The 24,616-nt window shown below is 69.0% G+C and carries 24 protein-coding genes; 20 read left to right on the forward strand and 4 right to left on the reverse strand.

Annotation, left to right across the window (positions count from 1 at the left end; translation table 11 throughout):
* Nucleotides 1–14: 14 nt before the first annotated feature.
* Nucleotides 15–647 (reverse strand): CBS and ACT domain-containing protein, encoded by a 633-nt coding sequence (locus ACZ5RK_RS10105; RefSeq protein ID WP_464909055.1) that lies wholly within the window; start codon nt 645–647, stop codon nt 15–17.
* Nucleotides 648–735: 88 nt separating this feature from the next.
* Nucleotides 736–1,176 carry a hypothetical protein gene (locus tag ACZ5RK_RS10110; protein ID WP_464909056.1) on the reverse strand — a complete coding sequence of 147 codons (441 nt, stop codon included), beginning with the start codon at nt 1,174–1,176 and terminating at the stop codon, nt 736–738.
* Nucleotides 1,177–1,273: 97 nt separating this feature from the next.
* Between ACZ5RK_RS10110 and ACZ5RK_RS10115 the strand changes: the two genes are divergently transcribed.
* The 7 genes from ACZ5RK_RS10115 to ACZ5RK_RS10145 all read left to right on the forward strand — a co-directional run bounded on the left by ACZ5RK_RS10115 (nt 1,274) and on the right by ACZ5RK_RS10145 (nt 8,792).
* Nucleotides 1,274–1,765 carry an OmpH family outer membrane protein gene (locus ACZ5RK_RS10115; protein WP_464909057.1) on the forward strand — a complete coding sequence of 164 codons (492 nt, stop codon included), beginning with the start codon at nt 1,274–1,276 and terminating at the stop codon, nt 1,763–1,765.
* A gap of 64 nt (nt 1,766–1,829) precedes the next feature.
* Entirely contained in the window at nt 1,830–4,406 is a 2,577-nt protein-coding gene (locus tag ACZ5RK_RS10120) for a DNA translocase FtsK (protein ID WP_464909058.1), read from the forward strand.
* 40 nt (nt 4,407–4,446) lie between these two features.
* On the forward strand, nt 4,447–4,848 hold the full coding sequence (locus ACZ5RK_RS10125) for an S-adenosylmethionine decarboxylase family protein (protein WP_054647521.1): 402 nt from the start codon (nt 4,447–4,449) through the stop codon (nt 4,846–4,848).
* 2 nt (nt 4,849–4,850) lie between these two features.
* Entirely contained in the window at nt 4,851–5,795 is a 945-nt protein-coding gene (gene speE, locus ACZ5RK_RS10130; RefSeq protein WP_464909059.1) for a polyamine aminopropyltransferase, read from the forward strand.
* A 50-nt stretch (nt 5,796–5,845) separates the two neighbouring features.
* Nucleotides 5,846–6,493, forward strand: coding sequence for a DsbA family protein (locus tag ACZ5RK_RS10135; protein WP_464909060.1), 648 nt, complete (start codon nt 5,846–5,848; stop codon nt 6,491–6,493).
* A gap of 42 nt (nt 6,494–6,535) precedes the next feature.
* Nucleotides 6,536–8,071 (forward strand): cation:proton antiporter domain-containing protein, encoded by a 1,536-nt coding sequence (locus tag ACZ5RK_RS10140; RefSeq protein ID WP_464909061.1) that lies wholly within the window; start codon nt 6,536–6,538, stop codon nt 8,069–8,071.
* Nucleotides 8,058–8,792, forward strand: coding sequence for a YebC/PmpR family DNA-binding transcriptional regulator (locus ACZ5RK_RS10145; protein ID WP_464909062.1), 735 nt, complete (start codon nt 8,058–8,060; stop codon nt 8,790–8,792). Before ACZ5RK_RS10140 ends, ACZ5RK_RS10145 begins: the two co-directional genes overlap by 14 nt.
* A 12-nt stretch (nt 8,793–8,804) precedes the next feature.
* Here the strand turns inward: ACZ5RK_RS10145 and secA are convergent, their stop codons facing one another.
* Nucleotides 8,805–11,798 carry a preprotein translocase subunit SecA gene (gene secA / locus ACZ5RK_RS10150; RefSeq protein ID WP_464909063.1) on the reverse strand — a complete coding sequence of 998 codons (2,994 nt, stop codon included), beginning with the start codon at nt 11,796–11,798 and terminating at the stop codon, nt 8,805–8,807.
* A 38-nt stretch (nt 11,799–11,836) separates the two neighbouring features.
* A complete protein-coding gene (tsaD, locus tag ACZ5RK_RS10155; protein ID WP_054647394.1) occupies nt 11,837–12,808 on the reverse strand; it encodes a tRNA (adenosine(37)-N6)-threonylcarbamoyltransferase complex transferase subunit TsaD in 972 nt (323 codons plus the stop codon).
* A 35-nt stretch (nt 12,809–12,843) separates the two neighbouring features.
* On the opposite strand from tsaD, the gene ACZ5RK_RS10160 reads away from it, so the two are divergent.
* The 13 genes from ACZ5RK_RS10160 (at nt 12,844) to ACZ5RK_RS10220 (ending at nt 24,615) form a co-directional block, all read left to right on the forward strand.
* Entirely contained in the window at nt 12,844–14,160 is a 1,317-nt protein-coding gene (locus ACZ5RK_RS10160) for a vWA domain-containing protein (protein WP_464909064.1), read from the forward strand.
* Between the two features lie 7 nt (nt 14,161–14,167).
* Nucleotides 14,168–14,578, forward strand: a complete 411-nt coding sequence (locus ACZ5RK_RS10165; protein WP_464909065.1) for a DUF1999 family protein — start codon at nt 14,168–14,170, stop codon at nt 14,576–14,578.
* A gap of 4 nt (nt 14,579–14,582) precedes the next feature.
* Nucleotides 14,583–14,792: a heavy-metal-associated domain-containing protein gene (locus ACZ5RK_RS10170; protein WP_464909066.1), complete on the forward strand. Its 210-nt coding sequence runs from the start codon at nt 14,583–14,585 to the stop codon at nt 14,790–14,792.
* A gap of 9 nt (nt 14,793–14,801) precedes the next feature.
* A complete protein-coding gene (locus ACZ5RK_RS10175; protein WP_464909067.1) occupies nt 14,802–15,959 on the forward strand; it encodes an acyl-CoA dehydrogenase family protein in 1,158 nt (385 codons plus the stop codon).
* Between the two features lie 3 nt (nt 15,960–15,962).
* Nucleotides 15,963–16,841 (forward strand): DNA polymerase III subunit delta, encoded by an 879-nt coding sequence (gene holA / locus ACZ5RK_RS10180; protein WP_464909068.1) that lies wholly within the window; start codon nt 15,963–15,965, stop codon nt 16,839–16,841.
* Between the two features lie 31 nt (nt 16,842–16,872).
* A complete protein-coding gene (locus ACZ5RK_RS10185; protein ID WP_464909069.1) occupies nt 16,873–18,267 on the forward strand; it encodes a TldD/PmbA family protein in 1,395 nt (464 codons plus the stop codon).
* The gene (locus tag ACZ5RK_RS10190) at nt 18,264–19,574 is read left to right on the forward strand and encodes a TldD/PmbA family protein (protein WP_464909070.1); all 1,311 of its coding nucleotides are present in this window, start codon (nt 18,264–18,266) and stop codon (nt 19,572–19,574) included. Before ACZ5RK_RS10185 ends, ACZ5RK_RS10190 begins: the two co-directional genes overlap by 4 nt.
* 27 nt (nt 19,575–19,601) lie before the next feature.
* Nucleotides 19,602–20,537 carry a 2-hydroxyacid dehydrogenase gene (locus ACZ5RK_RS10195; RefSeq protein ID WP_464909071.1) on the forward strand — a complete coding sequence of 312 codons (936 nt, stop codon included), beginning with the start codon at nt 19,602–19,604 and terminating at the stop codon, nt 20,535–20,537.
* 4 nt (nt 20,538–20,541) lie between these two features.
* Entirely contained in the window at nt 20,542–21,288 is a 747-nt protein-coding gene (locus ACZ5RK_RS10200) for a sulfite exporter TauE/SafE family protein (protein ID WP_054647165.1), read from the forward strand.
* Nucleotides 21,289–21,351: 63 nt separating this feature from the next.
* Nucleotides 21,352–21,681 carry an SPW repeat protein gene (locus tag ACZ5RK_RS10205; protein ID WP_464909072.1) on the forward strand — a complete coding sequence of 110 codons (330 nt, stop codon included), beginning with the start codon at nt 21,352–21,354 and terminating at the stop codon, nt 21,679–21,681.
* A gap of 206 nt (nt 21,682–21,887) precedes the next feature.
* Complete coding sequence (pyrR, locus tag ACZ5RK_RS10210; protein WP_464909073.1) at nt 21,888–22,433, forward strand: bifunctional pyr operon transcriptional regulator/uracil phosphoribosyltransferase PyrR; 546 nt, start codon at nt 21,888–21,890, stop codon at nt 22,431–22,433.
* Nucleotides 22,430–23,338 carry an aspartate carbamoyltransferase catalytic subunit gene (locus ACZ5RK_RS10215; RefSeq protein WP_464909074.1) on the forward strand — a complete coding sequence of 303 codons (909 nt, stop codon included), beginning with the start codon at nt 22,430–22,432 and terminating at the stop codon, nt 23,336–23,338. The genes pyrR and ACZ5RK_RS10215 overlap by 4 nt, the downstream gene beginning before the upstream one ends.
* Nucleotides 23,335–24,615, forward strand: coding sequence for a dihydroorotase (locus ACZ5RK_RS10220; protein ID WP_464909075.1), 1,281 nt, complete (start codon nt 23,335–23,337; stop codon nt 24,613–24,615). Before ACZ5RK_RS10215 ends, ACZ5RK_RS10220 begins: the two co-directional genes overlap by 4 nt.
* Nucleotide 24,616 lies beyond the last annotated feature (1 nt).

Consider the following 24,616-nt stretch of genomic DNA (forward strand, 5'->3'; position numbering starts at 1 on the left):
AGCATGGGGTGGTATTAGCCCGCCCGGACGTCCACCACCTTTTCCCCCGCGGCCCTCAAGCGGTCCGGGACCTTCTCCACCTCCTCCCCCACCACCCGCATCACCAGGCGCTGGTAGCCGGGGAGGTGGGCCGCCGTGGCGATGGAGACGATGTTGGCCGGGGGCACGGCCTGGGCCATCTGCGCCAGGGCCCCGGGCACGTCGGGGATGTCCACGGTGATGCGAAGCCCCCCAAGCTTCAGGCCCAAGACCTCAATAAAGGCCCGAAGCACGTCGGTCACGGTGATGATCCCCACCAGCCTCTCCCCCTCCATCACCGGCAGGCCGCCGATCTTCTTCTCCTCCATGAGAAGGGCCGCCTTCTCCAAGGGCTCCTCGGCCCCCACGGTGACCACGGGCTTGGCCATCACCTCCTGCACCGTGAGCTTGGAGAGGAGGTAGTTCAGCTCCCACACCGAGAGGGTGGTGGCCTTGGAGGGCATGGCGTCCTTCAGGTCCTTGTCCGTCACCAGGCCGATGAGCTTCCCGTCCTTCACCACCGGAAGGCGGCGGAAGCCCCTGTGCTTCAAAAGGTTTATGGCTTCCAACACGGGGGTATCAGGGGCCACGGTGAGGGGGTCCTTGGTCATCCAGTCCCGGACCAGCATGGTTCACCTCCGCCTCCAGTCTAGCCGGAAGCCTGGTGAAAAATGTCCCCGGACGGGGAAAGGCCCATCCGGAGCCGCGGTGGGGCGCTCAGCGCAGGTTGGCCCCCAGCACCGTGCGGCCAAACCGGCCGCCGCCAAAGGCGTAGAAGTACTCCCCGTCCACGAAGAAGCCGGTGCGGGGGTCCAGGAGGAACTCCACCCCCAAGGAGAGGTGGAGCCCCACCTCCCCTGCGCCGCCGAAATAAGCGCCCAGGCCCCCGCCGAAGTAGGGGCGGATGCCCCTGAGGTCCCGGTCCAGCTGGCCCAGGTCGGGCTTGAAGAGCACCTCCCCGGCCACCAAGGCGCTGGGGCCCCCGGGAAACAGGTCCCCGAAGGCGCGGAAGGCCAGGTTCCGCTCCAGGGGGGTCTCGAGGCCGAGCCCCAGCCCCGGCCCGGGGCTAGGGAGGGAAAGGCGGAAGGAAACCGCCCGCTGGGCCGACGCCAGGCCGCTTAGGGCAAGGAAGAGGAGAAGCCACACCGCTTTGCGCATACCCACCTCCGGGCACCCATCCTACTCCCCCTCGCCCCCAAAGGGAAGGAAGCCTCCTCTCACCTCGGCCTAACCCTGGGCCCGTAAGCTTTACCCCATGAAGCGGCTTTCCCTTCTGGCCCTCTTCCTGGCCCTCGGCGCCCTCCTCACCCCCCTGCTGGCCCAGAACAAAAGCGTGGCCACCCGCGTGGGCTTCGTGGATGCCGATGCCCTCATCCAGGCCCACCCCGACTACAAAAAGGTCCAGGACCTCCAGGCCCAGGCCCGCAAGGAACTCGCCCCCCTGGAGGAGAAGCTCAAGCCCCTGGACCAGAAGATCCGCTCCGGCCAGGCCACGGCCAAGGAGCGCCAGGACTACGAGGCCCTGACCAAGACCTACCAGGACACCCTCAAGAAGTGGCAGGAGCGGCAGAACCCCGTGCTCAAGCCCATCCTGGAGGAGGTGGACCAGGCCATCGCCAAGGTGGCCAAGGCCCAGGGCTTCGCCGTAGTCATGAGCCGGCAGGTGGCGGCCCAGTCGGGCCTGGTGGTCTACGCCGACGAGGACACCGACCTCACCCAGGCGGTCATCAAGGAGCTTAAGCGCTAGCCTTCCCCGCCTAAGACCCCCTGGGGCCTCTGCCCCAGGGGTTCGGCCCTTTATAATGGCTCCGATGGCTAAGCGGAAGCCCGCCGCCAAACCCCTTCCCAACCGCGACCTCGAGGCCTGGTCCGCCGCCCTAGGGGCGCTGGGATTCTTTCTCCTCCTCCCCTTGGGGGTTTCCACGGGCGCCCTCGGGGCCTTCCTCAAGGCCCACTTCTACGGCCTCCTCGGGCTTACCGCCTACCTCCTGGCCCTGAGCCTCTTTCCCCTGGCCTACGCCCTCTACCGCCGCAAACCCTTAAAGCCCCTCCTGCGGCACCTCCTCTTCCTCCACCTCCTGGCCTTCAGCCTCCTCCCCCTCCTGGGGCCCCTTTCCGGAAAGCTGGGCCAGGGGTGGAGGACGGCCCTGGAGGCCAAGGCCGGCCTCCTTGGGCTCTCCCTCCCCCTCCTCTTGGCCTCCCTGGTGGTGGACCTCTGGCGGGGCAGGCCCCCTTTCCACCTGCTCCTCTCCGCCTTCCGCCTCGGGGTAGAGGGGGTGCGCAAGGGGCGCTATGGGCTTAAGACCCTCCTCCTAAGGCGGCGGATCGGGGTCCTGGCCCGGCTCTACCCCGAGCACGCCGCCCTCAAGGCCCTGGCCCAGAGCCTCGGCCCAAGGGAGCTCCCGGAGGTGGAAAGGGCCCTGCAAAGCTTCCTCCAGGAACGCGCGGGGGAGCTGGAAAGGCGCCTGGCCGAGGAGGAGCGCCCCCTTCTTCCCAGGCTCCAGGCCCTCCTCCAGGCCCTAAACCGCCCCCTGGCCGGGGAGGGCCCCTTGAGGGACGCCTTGGAGGAAAGGCGGGCCGCCCTTCTCCTCGAGGCCCAGGCCCTCCTCGCCCGCATCAGGGGCCTCTCCGAACCGGTTCGGGTGCGGGCGAGCCTAAAGGGGCTCCTTCGGGGAAGGCGCCTCCTTTGGGAAAGGCAGGCCCGGTGGGAGGAGGCCTCCGGGCTTGTGGAAGACCTGGAGGCCCGCTTCCAGGAGTTTTCCCGCTGGCTCCGCTTCCTGGAGGCCCATCCCGAGGCCCAAAGGGAGGGCCTGCGGGCCCTCCTCACCGGCACCCCCCCTCCCGAGGCCCCAAGCCCCCCCAGGCCCGAGCCCCCGGCCCCGGTGGACCTGGACCTGGTCTTCCCCGACCCGCCGCAGAAACCCTCCCCTAAGCCCTCCACCGCCCCCAGCACCGCCCTGGCCCTCCCCACCCCCGACCTCCTGGACCCCCCCGAGGCCAAGGAGCGAAGCCGGGCCCTGGAGGAGGAGGCCGAGCGCCTGAAAAGGGGCATCGCCGAAACCCTGAAGCAGTTTGGCGTCCAGGCAGAGGTGGTGGGCCACGCCCGGGGGCCCAGCGTCACCCGCTACGAGCTCCTTCCCGCCCCCGGGGAAAAGATCAGCCGCATCCAGAGCCTGCAAAACGACCTGGCCCGCGCCCTGGCGGTGGGGGCGGTGCGGGTGGAGGCCCCCATCCCCGGCAAAAACACCGTGGGCCTGGAGGTGCCCAACCCCAAGCGGGAACTGGTCCGCTTCTCCGAGGCCGTCCTCACCCCCGCCTTCCAGCAGGCCAAGGCCCTCCTCCCCCTGGTCCTGGGGAAGAGCATTGAGGGGGAGATCTGGGTGCGGGACCTGGTCAAAATGCCCCACCTCCTCATCGCCGGCTCCACGGGAAGCGGCAAGAGCGTGGCCATCAACGTCCTCATCCAGAGCCTCCTCTTCAAGCACCTGCCCACCTCCTTGCGCCTCCTCCTCATAGACCCCAAGATGGTGGAGCTCACCCCCTACGAGGGCATCCCTCACCTGGTGCGCCCGGTGGTCACGAGCCCCGAGGAGGCCGCCGGGGTCCTGCAGGGGGCGGTGGCCCACATGGAAAGGCGCTACCGGATGATGAGCCAGGTGGGGGCCAGGAACCTGGAGCAGTACAACGCCAAGGTGGGCCCCGAGGAGGCCCTCCCCTATCTGGTCATCGTGGTGGACGAGCTCGCCGACCTCATGATGACCGCCCCCAAGGAGGTAGAGGCGGCCATTTTGCGCCTCGCCCAGATGGCCCGGGCCACGGGGATGCACCTCATCCTCGCCACCCAGCGGCCCAGCGTGGACATCCTCACCTCTCTCATCAAGGTGAACATCCCCGCCCGCCTGGCCTTCGCCGTCTCCAGCGGCTTTGACTCCCGCACCATCCTGGACACCCAAGGGGCGGAGAAGCTCATCGGCCAGGGGGACGCCCTCTTTCACCAGCCGGGCCTGCCCAAGCCCGTGCGCCTCCAGGTACCCTACCTTTCCGAGGAGGAGGTGGCCCGGGTGGCGGGCTTCCTGCGGGGGCAGAGCTATGAAGACCGCTTCGCCGAGGCCTACGGGGCCGACTTTGAGCCCCCAAGGGCCCCGGAGGGCGGGGGGCCGGGGGAGGTGGACTTCTCCGACCCCCTCCTGAGGAAGGCGGCGGAGATCGTGGTGGAGGAGGGCTACGGCTCGGTGAGCCGCCTGCAGCGGCGGCTCTCCGTGGGCCACGCCCGCGCCGGGAAGCTCATGGACGCCCTCGAGGCCATGGGCATCGTGGGCCCGCCCCGGGGCTCCAAACCCCGGGAGGTCCTGGTCACCAAGGACCAGCTCAAGGACTTCTTCGGCTAGGGGTTGCCCCCCCGGGGGAGGGGGGCTATGATGGGCGCTTGTGGAGACGGTGCCGGGTGGGCGCTGGGTGGCGGAGATCTACGGGTGCGATCTCTCGGTTTTGGAAAACCCCAAGATGGTGGAGGCGGCCCTTTTGGATGCGGTGATGCGCTTGGGCGCCCCCAGGGGCTCGGCCCAGTCGGTGGTCTACAAGTTCCACCCCCAGGGGCTTTCCGCAGCGGTGGTGAGCCCCGTGGCCGCGGTGATGATCCACACCTGGCCCGAGGACAACGCCTCCGCCACCCTGGACCTCTACTTCTACCGGGACGGGGTGGACCCGGAGGAGGTGCTCAAGGGCCTCTCCCGGGCCTTCGGGGCCAAGGAGGAGTCCGCCTTCCGCTACTGGCGGGGCACGGAGCACGCCATCCGGCGCAGGACCTTTTCCCAAGGGAAAGGAGGTTAGGCATGGACTACGGCATGTACTTCTTTGAACACATCACCCCCTACGAGACCATGGTGCGCCGCATGGAGCGGGTCATCGCCTCCGGGCGCACCCGGTACCAGGACTACTTCCTGTTTGAAACCAAGGGCTTCGGCAAGGTGCTCGTCCTGGACAAGGACGTGCAGAGCACCGAGCGGGACGAGTACATCTACCACGAGACCCTGGTCCACCCCGCCATGCTCACCCACCCCGAGCCCAAGCGGGTGCTCATCGTGGGGGGCGGGGAGGGGGCCACGCTTAGGGAGGTGCTCAAGCACCCCACGGTGGAAAAGGCGGTGATGGTGGACATTGACGGGGAGCTTTTGGAGGTGGCCAAGCGCCACATGCCCGAGTGGCACCAGGGGGCCTTTGAGGACCCCCGCACCCTCCTGGTCATCGAGGACGCCCGGGCCTACCTGGAGCGCACGGAGGAGCGGTACGACGTCATCATCCTTGACCTCACCGACCCCGTGGGGGAGGAAAACCCCGCCAGGCTCCTCTACACCGTGGAGTTCTACCGTCTGGTGAAGGCCCACCTGAACCCCGGGGGCGTGATGGGGATGCAGGCGGGGATGATCCTCCTCACCCACCACCGCGTCCACCCCGTGGTCCACCGCACGGTGCGGGAGGCCTTCCGCTACGTGCGGAGCTACAAGAACCACATCCCGGGCTTCTTCCTCAACTTCGGCTTCCTCCTGGCCTCGGACGCCTTTGACCCGGCGGCCTTCTCCGAAGGGGTTATAGAGGCGAGGATCCGCGAGCGGAACCTGGCCCTGCGCCACCTCACTGCCCCCTACCTCGAGGCCATGTTCGTCCTGCCCAAGGACATCCAGGAGGCCATTGAGGGGGAAACCCTGGTCTCCACCGACGCCCATCCCTTCTACGTGACCCCGGAAGGGGAGGCCCGGCAGGCCCCCTACACCGGCTAAGCGCCCGTGGCCGTTAAGCCTTCTCACCCTCCCCGTGGTAGAGTAGGCCCATGCAGCGCGCTATAGTCCTCATAGTGCTGGCCCTGGCCCTCCTGGGCCTGGGCTGGATCTTCCTGGGGCCCAAAGGAAAGAAGGGGGTGGACCCGGCCCAAGGGGCCCGCTTCGCCCTGGGCCGGGAGGAGGCCCCCCTCGTGGTGGTGGACTTCTCCAACTATCTCTGCCCCCACTGCCAGAACCACGCCCTGAACGTCCTCCCCCGGCTCAAGGCCGAGTACATAGACACCGGGAAGGTGCGCTACCTCTTCCGCGACTTCCCCTTCCCCGGGCAGGCGAACGTGATCCGGGCGAGCGAGGCGGCGGCCTGCGCCAACGAGCAGGGGCGCTACTACGAGTACCACGAGGCCCTCTTCCGGGCGGCGGGCGCCTGGGGCGGCCTCCTTGGGGAGAGCCTGGACCGCTACCTCGTGGACCTGGGGGAGCAGCTGGGCCTGGAGAGGGCTCGCTTTGGTCAGTGCCTGGCCTCCGGGCGCATGCGGGACGGGGTCTTGGCCGACCAGAAGCTGGCCAACGACCTCGGCCTCACCGGCACCCCCACCTTCTTCATCGCCGGGGAGAAGCGCACGGGCTTCCTCCCCTACGAGGAGTGGAAGGCCCTTCTGGACAAGGCCCTGGCGGAAAAGGCCCCCTCCTCCCCCTGAACCCCACCCCTTTCCCCGAAGCCCCTCTGCTACCCTTGGGGCATGGAGGCCCTCTGGGTAGCCGCAGCCTTCGCCCTGGGCCTTATGGCCCACCGCCTGGGGTTTCCCCCCCTGGTGGGCTATCTGGGGGCGGGGTTTCTCCTTCACGGCCTAGGCTTTCGGGAAACCGCCTTTCTGTCCAAGGCCGCGGAGATAGGGATCCTGCTCCTCCTCTTCAGCGTGGGGCTCAAACTCCGCCTGAAGGACCTCCTGGACCCCCGGGTCCTGGGAGCCGGGGGGGTCCATTTGCTGCTCTTTGGCCTTCTCGCCTGCCTCCTGGTCCAAAGCCTTCCCCTGGCCCTGGCCCTGGCCTTCTCCAGCACGGTGCTGGTGGCCAAGCTCCTGGAGGACAAGAAGGAACTCACCACCTACCACGGGAGGCTGGCCATAGGCATCCTGGTCCTGCAAGACCTGGTGGCCGTGGGGCTTCTGGGGCTTTACGGGGCCAAGGAGGTAAGCCCGTGGGCGGTCCTCCTCCTCTTCCTGCCCCTTTTCCGGCGGGGGATGGGCTGGCTTATGGAGGGAAGCGGGCACGAGGAGCTTTTGGTCCTCTTCGGCCTCGGCGTGGCCCTCCTCGGGGGGGAAAGCTTCCGCCAGGTGGGGCTTTCCCCGGAGCTTGGGGCCCTCCTCTTCGGGACCCTCCTGGCAGGCCACCCCAAGGGAGCGGAGATGGGCCGGGTCCTCTGGAGCCTGAAGGAGGCCTTCCTGGTAGCCTTTTTCCTGGAGATCGGCATGCGCCAGGGCCTACAGGGGGTGGACCTGGGCCTTCTTTCCGGCCTCCTCCTCCTCTCCCTCCTGAAGACCCCCCTTTTCCTGGCCCTCTTCCTCCTCTTAGGCCTCAGGGCCAGGACGGGCTTCGTGGCCGGGCTCTACCTCGGGAACTACTCGGAGTTCGCCCTCATCGTGGGAGTGGTCCTGGAGAAGGCCGGCCTTCTCCCCGGAGGCCTCGCCACCCTGGCCCTTCTGGTGGCCCTCTCCATGGCCCTCTCCGCCCCCCTGGCCCGCCTTAGCCACACCCTTTACAAGCGCTTGGAGCCCTTCCTCCTCCGCCTGGAGCGCCCGGGGCGCCACCCCGACGAGGAACCCGAGCGGCTGGACGGGGCCACGGCCCTGGTGGTGGGGATGGGGCGCACGGGGGGCGCGGTGTACAAGGTGCTGGAGGCCAAAGGGGAGAGGCCCTTCGGCCTGGACGCCGACCCCGAGAAGGTGGAGCGCCACCGGGCCAAGGGGCGGCGGGTGCTCTACGGGGACGCCGAGGACCCGGAGCTTTGGGAGCGGCTGGACCTCTCGGGGCTAAAGGCGGTGGTCCTGGCCCTGCCGGACCTCGAGGCCAAGCTCCTGGCCGCCCGCTGGCTCAAGGAGCGGGGGTTTCCCGGCATCCTCGCCGCCACCAGCTTTCATCTGGAAGAGGACCCCGCCCTGGAGGCCGCCGGGGTCAACCTGCTTTTCCACCCCTTCCGGGAAGCCGGGGAGCGCCTGGGGGAAAGGGTGCTGGAGGCGCTGGCTATAATGGGTGAGGTGAGCCATGGCCGGTCATAGCAAGTGGGCACAGATCAAGCGGAAGAAGGCCGCAAACGACCTCAAACGCGGCAAGATCATCTCCAAGCACCTCCGGGCCATCCAGGCCGCGGCCCGGGCCGGGGGAAGCCCCTACCCCGAGGCCAACGTCCAGCTCCGGAACGCCATTGAGGCGGCCAGGGCCGAGGACGTCCCCATGGAAAACATCGAGCGCCTCCTGCAGAAGCTGCAAGGGGGCGGGGAAAGCGGCGAGCAGTACGAGGAAGTGGTCTACGAGGGCTACGCCCCCGGGGGGGTGGCCGTCTTGGTCTACGCCCTCACCGACAACCGTAACCGCACCGCCGGCGAGGTGCGCCACGTCTTCGGCAAGTACGGGGGGTCCTTGGGCACCTCGGGGAGCGTGGCCTGGCAGTTTGAGCGAAAGGGCATCCTGGTCTGTGAGAACACCGAGGCGGCCCAGGAGGCGGCCATTGAGCTTGGGGCTTTGGACCTCGAGGAGGAGGGGGAAAGCCTCACCGTCTACACCGACCCCGCCGAGGCCTACCGCATGGCCGAGGCCCTCAAGGCCCGGGGCATCCGGGTGGAGGCCGTGGAGGTGGCCCAGCACCCCCAGAACGTGGTGGCCCTAAGCCCCGAGGAGGCCTCCAAGGTGATGCGCCTGGTGGAGGCCCTGGAGGACCTGGACGACGTGCAGCACGTCTACACCAACCTGGACCCGGCAAGCCTCCAGGTGGAGGCCTAAACCCCAGGCGGCCTACTCCTTCTTGCGCTTCTTCTCCTCCCGCATCAGGCGGCGGCGCTCCGCCCGGGAGAGCCCCGGCTGGGGCGGGGGCGTGGGGCGCTTCCTTTCCACCCCGAAGACCCCGGCCTCTTCGCGCTTCTCGGGCACGGGGACGAAGGGGGCCTCCCGCACGGGCCGCACGGGCTCGGCCTCCACCTTGAGGCGGAAGAGGAACTTGGCCACCTCGGTCTTGATGAAGGCCACCATCTCGTTGAAGAGGCGGGTGGCCTCAATCTTGTACTCCTGGAAGGGGTCCTTCTGGCCGTAGCCCCGGAGGAAGATCCCCTGCCTCAGGACGTCCAGGTTGTGGAGGTGCTCCTTCCAGGCGGAGTCCACCACGTTGAGGATCACAAAGCGCTCCACGGCCCGCATGAGGGGCGGGGAAAGCTCCTCTTCCCGGGCCTCGTAGGCCTTCAGGGCCGCCTCCACCAGGCGCTCCACCCCCTCCTCGGGCTTCAAGGCCCTAAGCTCCGCAAAGGGGAAGTCCTGGAGCTGGGGCACGGTGTCCAGAAGGGAGGCCTTGAGGCCTTCCAGGTCCCAGTCCTCGGGATGGAGCTGGGGGTTCAGGAAGTTCTCCGCCAGGGAGGCCACCGTTTCCTCCACCATCCCCAGGGCGGCCTCCTTCACCTCCTCGTCCTTGCCCAGGAGGATCAGGCGGCGCTGGGCGTAGATGACCTCCCGCTGGCGGGCCATCACGTCGTCAAACTGGAGCAGTTGCTTGCGGATGGCGAAGTTCCGGTCCTCCACCCGCTTTTGCGCCCTTTCTATGGAGCGGGTGACCATGGGGTGCTCAATGGGCTCGGAGTCGTCAAAGCCCATGCGGTCCAGCATGGCGATGACCCGGTCGGAGGCGAAGAGGCGCATGAGGTCGTCGTCAAAGGAGACGTAGAAGCGGCTCCCCCCGGGGTCCCCCTGCCGCCCGGAGCGGCCCCGGAGCTGGTTGTCTATGCGGCGGGACTCGTGCCTTTCCGTGCCCAGGATGAAAAGCCCCCCCAGGGCCCGCACCCTTTCCTCGTCCTCCTTGCAGGTCTCCCGGATCTCCCGGATCTTCTCCAGGAGCTCCTCTCGGATGCCGAGCTCCTGAGCCAGGGCCCTAGCCTCCTCCTCCTTTCCCGCCACCATCTTCTTGATGAAGAGCTCCACCCTCCACTGGTACCGGTCAAAGCCCTCCTTCTCCAAAAGGGAGGCCGCCAGGTACTCGGGGTTGCCGCCGAGCTTGATGTCCGTGCCCCGGCCCGCCATGTTGGTGGCGATGGTGACCGTCTTGCTCCGGCCCGCCTGGGCCACGATCTCCGCCTCCCTGGCGTGGTGCTTGGCGTTTAGGACCTGGTGGGGGATGCCCTGGCGGAGGACGGAGAGGGTGTGCACCGCCCGCTTAAGCCCCTCCCAGGCGGTCCTGAGGTTCCCCTTCGGCGGGATGAGGGCCTCAAAGGGGGCGAGGTCCTCGTCCTTGAGCTGGGCGGGCCTTTCCAAAAGCTTCCTGAGCCTCTCCCACTCCGGGCCCTGCTGCTTCTGGCTCGCCTTCTTGAAGAGCTCCAGGCGCATCTCCAGCCTGGGGAGGTAGAGCCTGGGCTCCTTGAGCATCTGGGAGAGCCTTTCCGACTTCTCAATGCTGATGGTGCCCACCAGGACGGGCTGGCCCCTCTCGTACTTCTCGGCGATCTCCTCCACCACGGCGTAGAACTTCCCCTTCTCCGTGCGGTAGACCACGTCGGGGAAGTCCTTGCGGATCATGGGGCGGTTGGTGGGCACCACCACCACGTCCATGCCGTAGATCTCCTGGAACTCCTTCTCCTCGGTCTTGGCGGTGCCGGTCATGCCCGCCCGTTTCTCGTAGAGGCGGAAGAAGTTCTGGTAGGTGATGGTGGCCAGGGTCTGGTTCTCCCGCTCAATCCGGACCCCCTCCTTGGCCTCTATGGCCTGGTGAAGCCCCTCCCCGTAGCGGCGGCCCGGCATAAGGCGGCCCGTGAACTCGTCCACGATGATGACCTGGCCGTCCTGGACGATGTAGTCCCGGTCCCGGTGGTAGAGCTCTTTCGCCCGGATGGCCTGGATGAGCATATGGGCGAGCTCCATGTTCTCCGGGCTGAAGAGGCCCTCAATGCCGAGGAGCCTCTCCGCCTTGGCGATGCCTTGGAGGGTGAGGTGGACGGAACGGTTCTTCTCCTCAATGGTGTAGTCCCCCGTGGGCTCCTTGCGCACCCCGGGCTCGGCGGGCAGGCCCCTTTCCAGCTTCTTGGCGATCTCGGCCATCTTGTAGTAGAGGTCGGTGGCCTTCTCCGCAGGGCCAGAGATGATGAGGGGGGTGCGGGCCTCGTCAATGAGGATGGAGTCCACCTCGTCAATGATGGCGTAGTGGAGGGGATAGTCGTGGCGGAGGACGAGCTGGTCGGGGCTTATGGCCATGTTGTCCCGCAGGTAGTCAAAGCCGAGCTCGGCGTTGGTCACGTAGGTGACGTCGGCGAGGTAGGCCTTGCGCCTCTCCTCCGGGGTGGAGGCGTGCTGGATGACCCCCACGGTAAGGCCCAGGCCCCGGTAGACGGGCCCCATCCACTCGGCGTCGCGCCGGGCCAGGTAGTCGTTCACCGTGACCACGTGGACGCCCTTGCCGGTGAGGGCGTTCAAGGCCACGGCCAGGGTGGCCACCAGGGTCTTGCCCTCGCCCGTCTTCATCTCGGCGATCTTGCCCTCGTGGAGAACGGCCCCGCCGATGAGCTGCACGTCAAAGTGGCGCATGCCCAGGTAGCGCTTGGCGGACTCCCGGGTGAGGGCGAAGGCCATGGGGAGAAGCTCGTCCAGGGAGGCCCCCTTTTGGTGCTTCTCCTTAAGCTCCCGGTAGGCGGCGGCCAGGTCCTGGATCTTCTCCACCTCGGCCTCGAGGCGGTTCGTGGGCTCCACCACCTGCTTCTGGTAGCGGGCGATCTCCCGTTCGTTGTTGTCAAAGAGCTTCCGTATGAGGCCCAGCATCCTAAGGCCGATTGTACCCCTTCGGGATGAGAAAGCCTTCAGGCCTCCTCCAGGGGCCAGTAGGCCGTGGCCCCCAAGGAGAGGGGGCTCGGGGGAAAACCCCTCCGGTAGCGCCGCCAGGCGGCCAGGGCGATCATGGCCCCGTTGTCCTGGGAAAGCCCCTTGGGAGGGAAGTAGACCCTTAGGCCCGCCTCCTTAAAGCGCTCCTGCAGCGCCCGGTTGGCCGCCACCCCCCCGGCCACCAGGAGCGTCCTGTGCCCCGTGTCCGCGGCCGCTCTCAAGACCACCTCGGCCAGGTGGGCGATGGCCGCCTCCTGGAAGCCCCTGGCGAGGGCGGCCTTGGGGAGGCCCTTCTCCACCAGGTGGAGGGCCTTGGTCTTGAGCCCGGAGAAGCTGAAGTCGTACCCCTCCTGGCCCCTCAGGGGCACGGGGAAGGGAATGGCCTCCTCCGCCTCCTCGGCCAGGCGCTCCACCTCGGGCCCCCCGGGGAAGCCGAGGCCCAAGAGCCTCGCCACCTTGTCAAAGGCCTCCCCGGCGGCGTCGTCCCGGGTGGCCCCGAGGAGGCGGTACCGGCCCAGGTCCAAGACCTCGTAGAGGTGGGTGTGCCCCCCCGAGGCCACCAGGGCCAGGAAGGGGGGCTCCAGGTCCTCGGGCCAGGCGGCGGCGATGTGGCCCTCGAGGTGGTGGATGGCGTAGAAGGGCCTTTCCAGGGCGAAGGCCATCCCCTTGGCGTAGGTGTAGCCCACGAGGAGGGCCCCGATGAGCCCGGGCCCCCGGGTGGCGGCGATGAGGCCGAGGTCCTTAGGCCGGAGGCCCGCCCCGGCCAAGGCCCTTTCCACCAGGAGGGGGAGAGCCTTTAGGTGCTCGCGGCTCGCCAGCTCCGGCACCACCCCGCCAAAGGCCTCGTGCAGGCGCACCTGGCTCGCCACCAAGTTCACCCGCACCTCGCCGTCTTCCACCAGGCCCACCCCGGTGTCGTCGCAGGAGGTGTCTATGCCCAAGACCCACACCGCCCCCACTCTAGCAGGGGTAGCCTGAGGGCAGGGTGCTCTGGCTCCTCCCCCCGGTCCTCCTCCTCGTCTACCTCCTCTACCGGAGGCGCACCCCCAGGAAGAGGCCCTGGGCGGGGGTGTGGCTTTGGCGGCGGGGACAGGCCCGGCGCTTCCAGCCCAGGCTGGACCTCCGGCTCCTTCTCCTCCTCCTGGGGGCGGGCCTTATGGTCCTGGCCCTGGAGGACCCCCCCCTGGGGCCCTCCCCCCTGGTCCTGGTGGTGGACGCCTCGGCCAGCATGGCCGCCCGGGAAGGAAAGGGCACCCGGCTGGACCTGGCCAAGGAAAGGCTCCTCCCCCTTCTGGAGAGGGCCCCGGAGGCCCTTTTGGTGCGGGCCGGGGAGAGGCCGGAGGCCTTCGGCCCCGCCCCCGGGGTGGCCTTGAGGGAAAGGCTTCTCGCCCTGGAGGCCAAGGATCGGAGAGCGGACCTGGAGGCGGCCATCGCCCTGGGAAGGAGGCTCCTCAAGGCCCCGGTGGTGGTGGCCACGGACGGGCCCGCGCCCTTGGGGGTGGAGGGGTACCTGGGGGTGGGAAGCCCTCAGGAGAACCTGGGCCTGGTGGCCGTGGCCCCGGGGTTCCTCGCCCTGGGCAACAGCGCCTCCAGGACCCTCCGCGCCCGGGTGGAGGCGGGGGGGAGGGTGCGGGAAGTGGAGGTCCCCCCCAGGGGGTTCGCCCGCCTCGAGGGCCTCCCCACCCCCTTCACCGCCAGGCTCCTGGGGGAAGACGCCCTCCCCCTGGACGACCAGGCCGCCTTCGGCCTAAAGCGCCTGGGGGTGGACTACCCCAGGCTTCCCGCCCTGGAAAGGCTCTTCCGCCTCCTAGACACCATCCCGGGAAGCGAGGTCCTGGTGCGCGTGGCCGTCCCCCAGGGGGTCCCCGAACGGCCCACCCTTTACCTCGCCCCTTTCGGGAAAGACCCCCTCCCCGTCCTCCTCACCGCCCCCCACCCCCTCCTGGAGGGCGTACCCCTCCAGGGGGAAAGGCTTCCTCCGCCCCCTCCTCCCCAAGGCCCCTGGCAGGCCTTGGCGGAAGGGGAGGGGGGCGTGGGCCTCCTCTACGCCGCCGAGGGTGGCCTCTACCTCCCGCCCTTGGAGGCCGTCCGGGATCGGCCCCTCTTCCCCCTCCTGGTCCACCGCTTCCTCAAGCCCTACCGGGAGGTGTCCCAGGGCCTCCTCGCCCCCGAGGAGACCTTCCTCCCCACCCCCGGGGCAAGCTTCCTGCCCCGAAGCCCCGGGGGGGCGGGCCGCTTCCTGGCCCTCCTCGCCGCCCTGGTCCTCCTTCTGGAGGCCCTCCTCTTCCGCTTCCGGGGATAATGGGACCATGCGCTTCCGCCCCTTCACCGAGCTGGACCTCGAGGCCCTGAACCGGGTGGCGGGAAACCGCCCCTTGAGCCTGGGCGCCGTGCGCCACTTCGCCCGCACGGGCCACTCCTTTTTGGCCGAGGAGGATGAGCCCATGGGCTTCGCCCTGGCCCAGGCGGTCTGGCAGGGGGAGGCCGCCACGGTCCTCATCACCCGCATTGAGGGCAAGACCCCGGAGGCCCTCCGAGGCCTCCTCAGGGCGGTGGTGAAGAGCGCCCACGACGCCGGGGTCTACGAGGTGGCCCTCCACCTGGACCCGGGAAGGAAGGACCTGGAGCTGGCCCTGAAGGAGGAGGGCTTCGCCGTGGGCCCCCTGGTGCTGGCGGTCCGGGCCCTGGGAAGCCGGGGGGTGCGGGGCGTCCTAGAATAAGGGCATGAACCGCGTGCTCATCGGCATCCGAGGGGAGCCCGCCCCGGAGGGCATGGAGCGCATCCTGGCGGCCCTCAGGGGGTTGGAAGGGGTAGGCCAGGCCCAGGCCACGGGGCCCGCCCAGATCCTGGTGGAGTACGACCCCCAGGCCCTCACGGTCATGGACCTCATCCGCACCATCCGGGAAGAGGGTTTCCTGGCGGGGATGCTCTAGACTGAGGGCATGCTGGACTTCTACGCCCTGGAGGACCTCCTCACCCCGGAGGAGAAGGAGATCCAGAAGGCCGCCCGCCGCTTCCTGGAGAGGGAGGCCCTGCCCTACATCCGCCAATGGTGGGAGGAAGGGGTCTTCCCCACCCACCTCATCCCCAGGTTCGCCGAGCTGGGCTTCCTAGGCCCCACCCTTCCCCCCGAGTACGGGGGGGCGGGGGTGACCAGCGCCGCCTACGGCCTCATCGCCTACGAGCTTGAACGGGTGGACTCGGGGCTCAGGAGCTTTGTGAGCGTCCAGAGCTCCCTGGTCATGTACCCCATCTACGCCTTCGGGAGCGAGGAGCAAAAAAGGGAGTTCCTCCCCAAGCTCGCCCGCGGGGAGATGGTGGGGGCTTTCGGCCTCACCGAGCCCGACGGGGGCTCCGACCCCTACGGCAACATGAAGACCCGGGCCAGGCGGGAGGGGGACACCTGGGTCCTAAACGGCACCAAGATGTGGATCACCAACGGCAACCTGGCCCACCTCGCCATCCTCTGGGCCAAGGACGAGGAGGGGCAGGTCCTGGGCTTTATCGTCCCCACCGACACCCCGGGCTTCCAGGCCCGGGAGGTGAAGCACAAGATGTCTCTCCGCGCCTCGGTGACCAGCGAGCTCGTCCTCGAGGAGGTGCGGGTGCCCGAGTCCTTGCGCCTCCCCAAGGCCCTGGGCCTCAAGGCCCCCCTCTCCTGCCTCACCCAGGCCCGCTTCGGCATCGCCTGGGGGGTCCTGGGGGCCCTGGAGGCCGTCTATACCGAGGCGGTGGAGTTCGCCAAGAGCCGCTCCACCTTCGGCGAGCCCATCGCCAAGAAGCAGCTCGTGCAGGCCAAGCTGGCCGAGATGCTCGCCTGGCACACGGAAGGGCTTCTCCTGGCCTGGAGGCTCGCCCGGCTTAAGGACGAGGGGAAGCTCCAGCCCGCCCAGGTCTCCCTGGCCAAAAGGCAGAACGTCTGGAAGGCCCTTCAGGCCGCCCGCCTGGCCCGGGACATCCTGGGAGGAAGCGGCATCACCCTGGAGTACCACGCCATCCGCCACATGCTGAACCTGGAAACCGTCTACACCTACGAGGGCACCCACAACGTCCACACCCTGGTCCTGGGGCGGGAGGCCACGGGCCTGAACGCCTTTTAGGCCATGGTGGTGGCCTTCACCGGGGACCCCTTCCTGGCGCGGGAGGCCCTTCTTCAGGAGGCGAGGCTCTTGGGCCTTTCCCGCTTCACCGAGCCCACCTCCGAGGCCCTGGCCCAGGCCCTCGCCCCGGGGCTTTTCGGGAGCGGGGGGGCGATGCTGGACCTGAGGGAGGTGGGGGAGGCGGAGTGGAAGGCCCTGAGGCCCCTTCTGGAAGGCGTGCCCGAGAGCGTTCCCGTCCTCCTCCTGGACCCCAGGCCAAGCCCTTCCCGGGCCGCCTTCTACCGGGGTAGGGAGAGGCGGGACTTCCCCACCCCCAAGGGGAAGGACCTCCTCCGGCACCTGGAGAACCGGGCCAAGCGCCTGGGGCTCAAGCTCCCAAGCGGGGTGGCGCAGTACCTGGCCTCCCTGGAAGGGGACCTCGAGGCCCTGGAGCGGGAGCTGGAGAAGCTTTCCCTCCTCTCCCCTCCCCTCACCCTGGAGAAGGTGGAGCGGGTGGTGGCCCTGAGGCCCCCCCTCACCGGCTTTGACCTGGTGCGCTCCGTGCTGGAGAGGAACCCCAAGGAGGCCCTCCTGCGCCTCAAGCGCCTCAAGGAGGAGGGGGAGGAGCCCCTGAGGCTCCTCGGGGCCCTCTCCTGGCAGTTCGCCCTCCTGGCCAAGGCCTTTTTCCTCCTAAGGGAGAACCCCAGGCCCAAGGAGGAGGACCTGGCCCGCCTCGAGGCCCACCCCTACGCCGCCCGCCGCGCCCTGGAGGAGGCGAGGAGGCTTGGGAAAGAGACCCTGGAGGAGGCCCTGGACATCCTCATAAGGGCGGAAAAGCGGGCCAAGGAAGGGAAGGACCCCTGGCTCGCCCTGGAGGAGGCCGTCCTCCGCCTCAGCGGTTGACCCGCAGGTCAGCCCCGGGTAGACTCGGGGCATGCTCAAGCCCGAGCTCGTGGAGGCGGTGCTCGCCCGGGCCCTGAAGGGCGGGGCGGACTTCGCCGAGGTCTACGCCGAGCGCTCCAGGAAGCGCAGGATGAAGGTGCGCGCCGGGGCCCTGGAAGAGGCCCTCTCCGGCCTGGACTACGGGGCGGGGGTGCGGCTCTTCTTCGGTCCCCAGGTGGTCTACGCCTACACCAACGACCTCACCCAGGAAGGCCTCCTAGAAGCCCTGGAAACCCTCCTCCGGGCCAAGGGGAGCCTGGGCCAGGTGGACGAAGGGGGCCAAGGGGGCTTGGACTTCCGCCGGTCCACGCCCAAGGGCCTCCACGCCCCCAAGGTGGCCTACGGGAAAAAGGACAAGCGCTACCGGCTGGAGAGGCTTTTGGAGGCCGAGGCCGGGGCCAGGATCGCCCCCGAGATCCAGGAAGTGGAGGCGAACCTCCTGGAGTGGGAACAGGAGGTCCTCATCGCCAACACCGAGGGGGTCTTTGCCGAGGAGAAGAGGGTGCGCACCCGGCTCTTCGTCCTGGCAGTGGCCCAGGACGGAACCGAGGTGCAGACGGGCTACAGCGCCCCCGGCAAGAGCGTGGGCCTGGAGCTCTTTGACCTCTACCCCCCCAGGGCGGTGGGGGAGAAGGCCACCCGCCAGGCCCTCACCAACCTCAAGGCCAAGCCCGCCCCCGCGGGGACCTTCCCCGTAGTGGTGGGCCCGGGCTTCGGCGGCGTCCTCTTCCACGAGGCGGTGGGCCACCTCCTGGAGACCACCAGCGTGGCCAAGAAGGCCAGCGTCCTCGCCGACAAGCTTGGGGAAAGGGTGGCGGGCCCCGCCGTCACCTACATTGACGACGGCACCCTGCCCCACGCCTGGGGCTCCACCGAGGTGGACGACGAGGGCCGCCCCACGGAGCGCACGGTGCTCATAGAAAAGGGCGTGCTCAGGAGCTACATGGTGGACCGGCTGGGCCACCTCCTCACCGGCTACCCCATGACGGGCTCGGGGCGCCGCCAGGACTACACCTTCGCCCCCACCTCCCGCATGCGGAACACCTTTATCGCCCCGGGGGAGGCCCGGGTGGAGGACCTTTTCGCCGGCATAGACTTCGGCCTCTACGCCAAGGAGATGGGGGGCGGGCAGGTGAAGCCGGGAAGCGGCGAGTACAACTTCGCCGTGCAGGAGGGGTACATCATCCGCAAGGGCCGCATAGAGGAACCCGTGCGCGGGGCGATGCTGGTGGGCAAGGGCCCCGAGACCCTCATGCGGGTGGTGGCCGTGGCCCAGGACCTGGAAAACGCCCCCGGGATGTGCGGAAGCCTCTCCGGGGCCGTCCCCGTGGAGGTGGGCCAGCCCCACGTCCTGGTCTCGGAAATCGTGGTGGGAGGTCGGGCATGACCCTGGAAGAGGCCAAGGCCTACGTGCTCCGGCGGGCCCGGGAGATGGGCCTAAAGGTGGAGCTCCTCTTTCAGGAGGAGCGGGAGCTCTCCTTGAGGGCCCGGGAAGGGCGGCTCGAGGAGATCAAGGAGGCCCGCCAGGCCGGGGTGGGCCTCCGGGTGGAGGCGGAGGGAAGGGTGGGGTACGCCTACACCGAGGAGCTCTCCCCGGAGGCCCTGGACTGGGCCCTGGAGGAGGCCCGGGAGAACGCCCTCCTCTCCGGCAAGAAGGGGAGCCTGCCCCAAGGTGGGCCCCTGGGAGGCCACGACCTCCTGGGGGAAGGCCTCTCCGCCCCCCTGGAGCGGAAGAAGGAGGCGGCCCTGGCCCTGGAGGAGGCCATCCGCCAAGACCCCCGGGTGAGGAGCGTCCTCATGGGGGGCTACCTGGAGCGGGAAGTCCGCGTGGGCCTAGAGAGCACCGAGGGGGCAAGCGGCGCCTTCCGCACGGGCCTTTCCGCCCTGATAGGGAGCTTCGTCATGGCCGAAGGGCAAAGCGTCAAGCAGGGGTGGGACTTCAGGGCGGCCAAGGAGTTCCACGCCCTGGAGCCCGGGCGCACCGCCCTCGAGTTCCGGGAGAAGACGGCGAGGCTCCTCCATGCCAAGCCCCTCCACACGGGCCGCTACCGGGCCTACCTGGAGCCCAAGGCCATGGCCATGCTCCTCTCCGTCCTCGCCGAGGCCCTCTCCGGCAAGAACGCCCTCGAGGGGAAAAGCCGCCTCCTGGGGAGGCTTGGGGAGAAGGTGGCGGGCGACCTGGTGACCCTCGTGGACGACCCCACCCTGGAAAAGGGCCTCCTCTCCCGCCCCTTTGACGCCGAGGGCACCCCCACCGCCCGCACCGTGGTGGTGGAGAAGGGAATCTTCAAGACCTTCCTCCACAACTCCGAGACCGCAAGGGCCCTCGGGCACCCAAACACCGGCCACGCCGCCCGCCCCTACCGGGGGGTCCTGGGGGTCGCCCCCACCAACCTCTACCTGGAGCCCGTGGGAGGCCTACGGCTCACGGAAGGGGTGGTCATCACCGAGTTCATGGGCCTCCACGCCGGGGCGGACCCCGTGAGCCTGGACTTCTCCCTGCAGGCCCTGGGGCTTTGGGTGGAGGAGGGGGAGGTGAGGCACGCCGTGGAGAACTTCGCCGTCTCCGGGAATCTGCTGGAGCTTCTCCAGGCGGTGGAGGCGGTGGGGGACGACCTGGACTGGCTCCTCCTGGACGCCGCCTACGGGAGCCCCACCGTGGCCGTGGCCGAACTCTCCTTCGCCGGGGCGTGATGCCACCCCAAGCTAGCATGGGGTGGTATGAGGGTCTTCGTTACCCGCACCCTTCCCGGAAAAGCCCTGGAGCGGCTTAAGGAGCGGGGCCTACAGGTGGAGGTCTACCAAGGCCTCTTCCTCCCCCGGGAAGAGCTTTTGCGGCGGGTGGAGGGGACGGTAGGCCTCATCCCTACCGTGGAGGACCGCATAGACGCCGAGGTCATGGACCGGGCCGGAGGCCTCAAGGTCATCGCCTGCTACAGCGTGGGGGTGGACCACGTGGACCTCGAGGCCGCCCGAAAGCGGGGGATCCGCGTCACCCACACCCCAGGGGTCCTCACCGAGGCCACCGCCGACCTCACCCTTGCCCTCCTCCTCGCCGTGGCGAGGCGGGTGGTGGAGGGGGTGGCCTACGCCAGGGACGGCCTCTGGAAGGCCTGGCACCCCGAGCTCCTTTTGGGCCAGGACCTCCAGGGCTTGACCCTTGGCCTCATCGGCATGGGCCGGATCGGCCAGGCGGTGGCCAAGAGGGCCCTGGCCTTCGGGATGCGGGTGGTCTACCACGCCCGCACCCCCAAGCCCCTCCCCTATCCCTTCCTCTCCCTGGAGGAACTCCTCCAAGAGGCGGACATCGTCTCCCTCCACGCCCCCCTCACCCCGGAAACCCACAGGCTCCTGAACCGGGAACGGCTCTTCGCCATGAAGCGGGGGAGCATCCTCCTTAACACCGCCCGGGGGGCCCTGGTGGACACCGAGGCCCTGGTGGAAGCCCTAAAGAGCCACCTTTTCGGGGCGGGCCTGGACGTCACCGATCCCGAACCCCTGCCGGAGGGCCACCCCCTCTACGCCCTCCCCAACGCCGTCATCACCCCCCACATCGGCTCGGCGGGCCGTGGGACCCGGGAGCGGATGGCCGAGGTGGCGGTGGAGAACCTCCTGGCCGTCCTGGAGGGAAGGGAGCCCCCAAACCCGGTAGGATGACCCCATGAGCTTCTTCATCGGTCTCCTGGCGGGCTTCTTCGGCGGGATGGTGGGCCTTGGGGGCGGGGTGGTCATGATCCCCCTCATGGTGGGGCTCTTAAAGCTCTCCCAGCACAAGGCCCACGGCACCAGCCTGGTGGCCGTCTTCTTCACCGGGCTCATGGGAGCCTTCACCTACGGCCTCCAGGGCTCCTTGGACCTCGAGGCCGCCTTCTTCCTGGCCCTCACCGCCATCCTCACCGCCCGCCTGGGGGCCCGCTACGCCCACGGCCTCCCGGAAGCGTCGCTCAAGCGGGCCTTCGGCTGGTTTCTCTTCCTCGTCTCCTTTCTCCTCCTCTTAAAGCCCTACCTGGCCCCCAGGGGCCTGGCGCAAGGGGAGCTGGCCCAAGACCTGGCCCTCCTCCTCTCCGGCGCCTTCACCGGCTTCCTCTCGGGGATGATGGGGGTGGGCGGGGGGACCATCATGGTCCCGGCCATGGTCCTCCTCCTGGGCATGCCCCAGCACACCGCCCAGGGCACAAGCCTCCTCGCCATGGTGCCGGCGAGCCTGGTGGGGGCCTACACCCATTTCCGCCTGGGCAACGTGGAGGAAGGTCTGGCCCTTGGCCTCGTGCCGGGGGTCTTCCTGGGCACCTTTTTGGGAGGGGAACTGGCCCACTTCCTGCCCGAAACGGGCTTGCGCCTGGTCTTCGCCGCCGTGCTCCTCTGGACGGCCTGGCGGTACCTCCGTCCCTCTTTCCAGAAAAAGTGACATAATGCCCTATCCAAAAGGCGCAGGTCGCTTTACTTTGGGTTTGGAAGGAGGTGAAAGCCTATGCGTCGCTGGCAGGACTGGGCCAACCTGATCCTGGGCCTTTGGCTTGTCCTCTCGCCGTGGCTTCTGGGCTTTAGCGGCACCCCGGCCGCCATGTGGAACGCCCTCATCATCGGGGTGGTGGTAGGGCTGATGGCCCTCTTGCACCTCCGGGGCGGCCCCATGTGGGAGGAATGGGTCAACGTGGTCTTAGGCGTGTGGCTCATCCTCTCCCCCTGGATCCTGGGGTTCAGCGGGATGACCAACGCCATGTGGAACGCGGTGATCGTGGGCCTCCTGGTAGGGGTCCTGGCCCTGAGCGTCACCCGGGAGAAGCCCAAGGCCGCTTAAGCTTCGTAGCCCGGGCTCCCCGCCTGGGGCCAGGCCCCAGGCGGGGTTCCCCTTGCCCGGTGGGGGCGCGGGGTGTAAGGTAAGGGTGGCCTTTAAACCGGTCCCGCGAGGCCGGAAAGGGGGGAAGATGCGAGGAAAAAGGGAACGGGCCAAGAGAATGCAGGCGGGCGGAGGCTTCGGCCTCCGCCTTTTTCGGGGGGTGGGGGGTGCGGTTTAAGGCGGAGCTCATGAACGCCGAGGAAATGCGGCGGGCCCTCTACCGCATCGCCCACGAGATCGTGGAGGCCAACAAGGGCACGGAGGGCCTGGCCCTGGTGGGCATCCACACCCGGGGCATTCCCCTGGCAGGGCGCATCGCCCGGTTCATCCGGGAGTTTGAGGGGCAGGAGTTGCCCGTGGGGATTCTGGACATCACCCTCTACCGGGACGACCTCACGGAGATCGGCTACAGGCCCCAGGTGCGGGAGACCAGGATCCCCTTTGACCTCACGGGGAAGGCCATCGTCCTGGTGGACGACGTCCTCTACACGGGCCGCACCGCCCGGGCCGCCCTGGACGCCCTCATGGACCTGGGGAGGCCACGGCGCATCTACCTGGCGGTCCTTGTGGACCGGGGGCACCGGGAGCTTCCCATCCGGGCGGACTTCGTGGGGAAAAACGTCCCCACCGCAAGGAACGAGGTGGTGAAGGTGAAGGTGGAGGAGGTGGACGGGGAGGACCGGGTGGAGCTTTGGGAAAGGGAGGGGGCATGAGGCATCTCCTGGACTTTCAGGGATGGAGCAGGGCCCAGGTGGAAAGCCTTCTGGAGACGGCCAGGGTGATGCGGGAGGTGCTGGAGCGCCCCATAAAGAAGGTCCCGGCCCTCCAGGGCTTCACCGTGGCCACGGTCTTCTTTGAGCCCTCCACCAGGACCCGGATCTCCTTTGAGCTCGCCGCCAGGCGCATGTCGGCGGACGTGGTCTCCTTCGCCGCCCAAACCAGCAGCCTCCAGAAGGGGGAAAGCTACAAGGACACCCTCCTCACCCTCGAGGCCATGGGGGTGGACGCCTACGTCATCCGGGCCGACAGCGCCGGGGTGCCCCACCAGGCCACCCGCTGGGTCAAAGGCGCCGTGGTCAACGGGGGGGACGGCCGCCGGGCCCACCCCACCCAGGCCCTCCTGGACGCCTACACCCTCCTGGAGATCCTGGGCACCCTGGAGGGGAAAAAGATCGCCATCGTGGGGGACATCCTCCACTCCCGGGTGGCCCGGTCCAATGCCGAGCTCCTTCCCCTCCTCGGGGCCCGGGTCTTCTGCGCCGGCCCCCCAAGCCTCCTCCCCCAAAGCCTCCCCGGGGTCCGCCTCACCCCAAGCCTGGAGGAGGCCCTGGAGGAGGCGGACGCCGTCATGGTGCTCAGGCTCCAGAAGGAGAGGATGGAGGCGGGGCTCGTGAACCTAAAGGACTACGTGGCCCGCTACCAGGTGACGGAAGAGCGCCTCGCCCTGGCCAAGCCCCAGGCCCCCCTCCTCCACCCCGGCCCCATGAACCGGGACGTGGAGCTGGAAGGCTCCCTGGCGGACTCGGCAAGGAGCCTGGTGAACCGCCAGGTGCAAAACGGGGTGGCGGTGCGCATGGCGGTGCTCTACCACCTCCTGGTGGGGAGGGAGAAGGCATGATCCTGATCCGAAACGTCCGGCTGGTGGACGCCCGGGGCGAACGGGGCCCCGTGGACGTCCTTATCGGCGAGGGGAGGATCCTTTCCCTGGAAGGGGGGGAGGCCGAGGAGGTGGTGGACGGAAAGGGGAAGCTCCTCGTCCCGGGGTTTTTAGACCTCCACGCCCACCTCCGGGAGCCCGGGGAGGAGGTGAAGGAGGACCTTTTCTCGGGGCTCCTGGCGGCGGTGAAGGGCGGGTACACGGACGTGGTGTCCATGCCCAACACCAGGCCCCCCGTGGACACCCCCGAGGCCGTGCGGGCCCTACGGGAGAAGGCGGAAGGCCTCCGCTTAGCCCGCCTCTACCCCGCCGCCGCCCTCACCCTGGGGCAGGAAGGGAAGGCGCTCACGGAGGTGGGCCCCCTCCGGGAGGCCGGGGCCGTCCTCCTCACCGACGACGGGCGCACCAACGAGGACGCCGGCCTCCTGGCGGCGGGGCTTCTCATGGCCGCCCCCTTAGGCCTTCCCGTGGCCGTCCACGCCGAGGACCAGAGCCTCAGGCGAAACGGGGTGATGAACGACGGGGCCTTGGCGGACCTTCTGGGCCTTCCCGGCAACCCCCCGGAGGCCGAGGCCGCCCGCATCGCCCGGGACCTCGAGGTCCTCCGCTACGCCAAAAGGCGAAGCCAGACCCCGCCCAGGCTCCACGTCCAGCACCTCTCCACCGGGCGGGGCCTGGAGCTCATCCGGGAGGCCAAGCGGGCGGGCCTTCCCGTGACCGCCGAGGCCACCCCCCACCACCTCACCCTTACGGAAGAGGCCCTGAAGGCCTTGGACCCCCTCTTCAAGGTGGCCCCGCCCCTCCGCGCGGAAGAGGACCGGGAGGCCCTGGCGGAGGGTCTTCTGGACGGCACCGTTGACGCCATCGCCACCGACCACGCCCCCCACACCCTGGCGGAGAAGGAGATGGACCTCCTAAGGGCCCCCTTCGGGATCCCGAGCCTCGAGGTGGCCTTCCCCCTCCTCTACACCGAGCTCCACCTCAAGCGGGGCTTCCCCCTCCCCCGCCTCGTGGCGCTTTTCACCGACGGGCCGAGGCGGGTCCTGGGCCTTCCCCCCTTGCACCTGGAGGAAGGGGCCGAGGCGAGCCTCGTCCTCCTCTCCCCCAAGGAGCGCCCCGTGGACCCCTCCCGCTTCGCCTCCAAGGCCAAGTACTCCCCCTGGGCGGGGTGGGTCCTCGGGGGCTGGCCCGTCCTCACCCTGGTGGCGGGGCGGGTGGTCTTCCAGGCGCTAGAATGAG

It is taken from the genome of Thermus kawarayensis JCM 12314, from assembly GCF_055393575.1.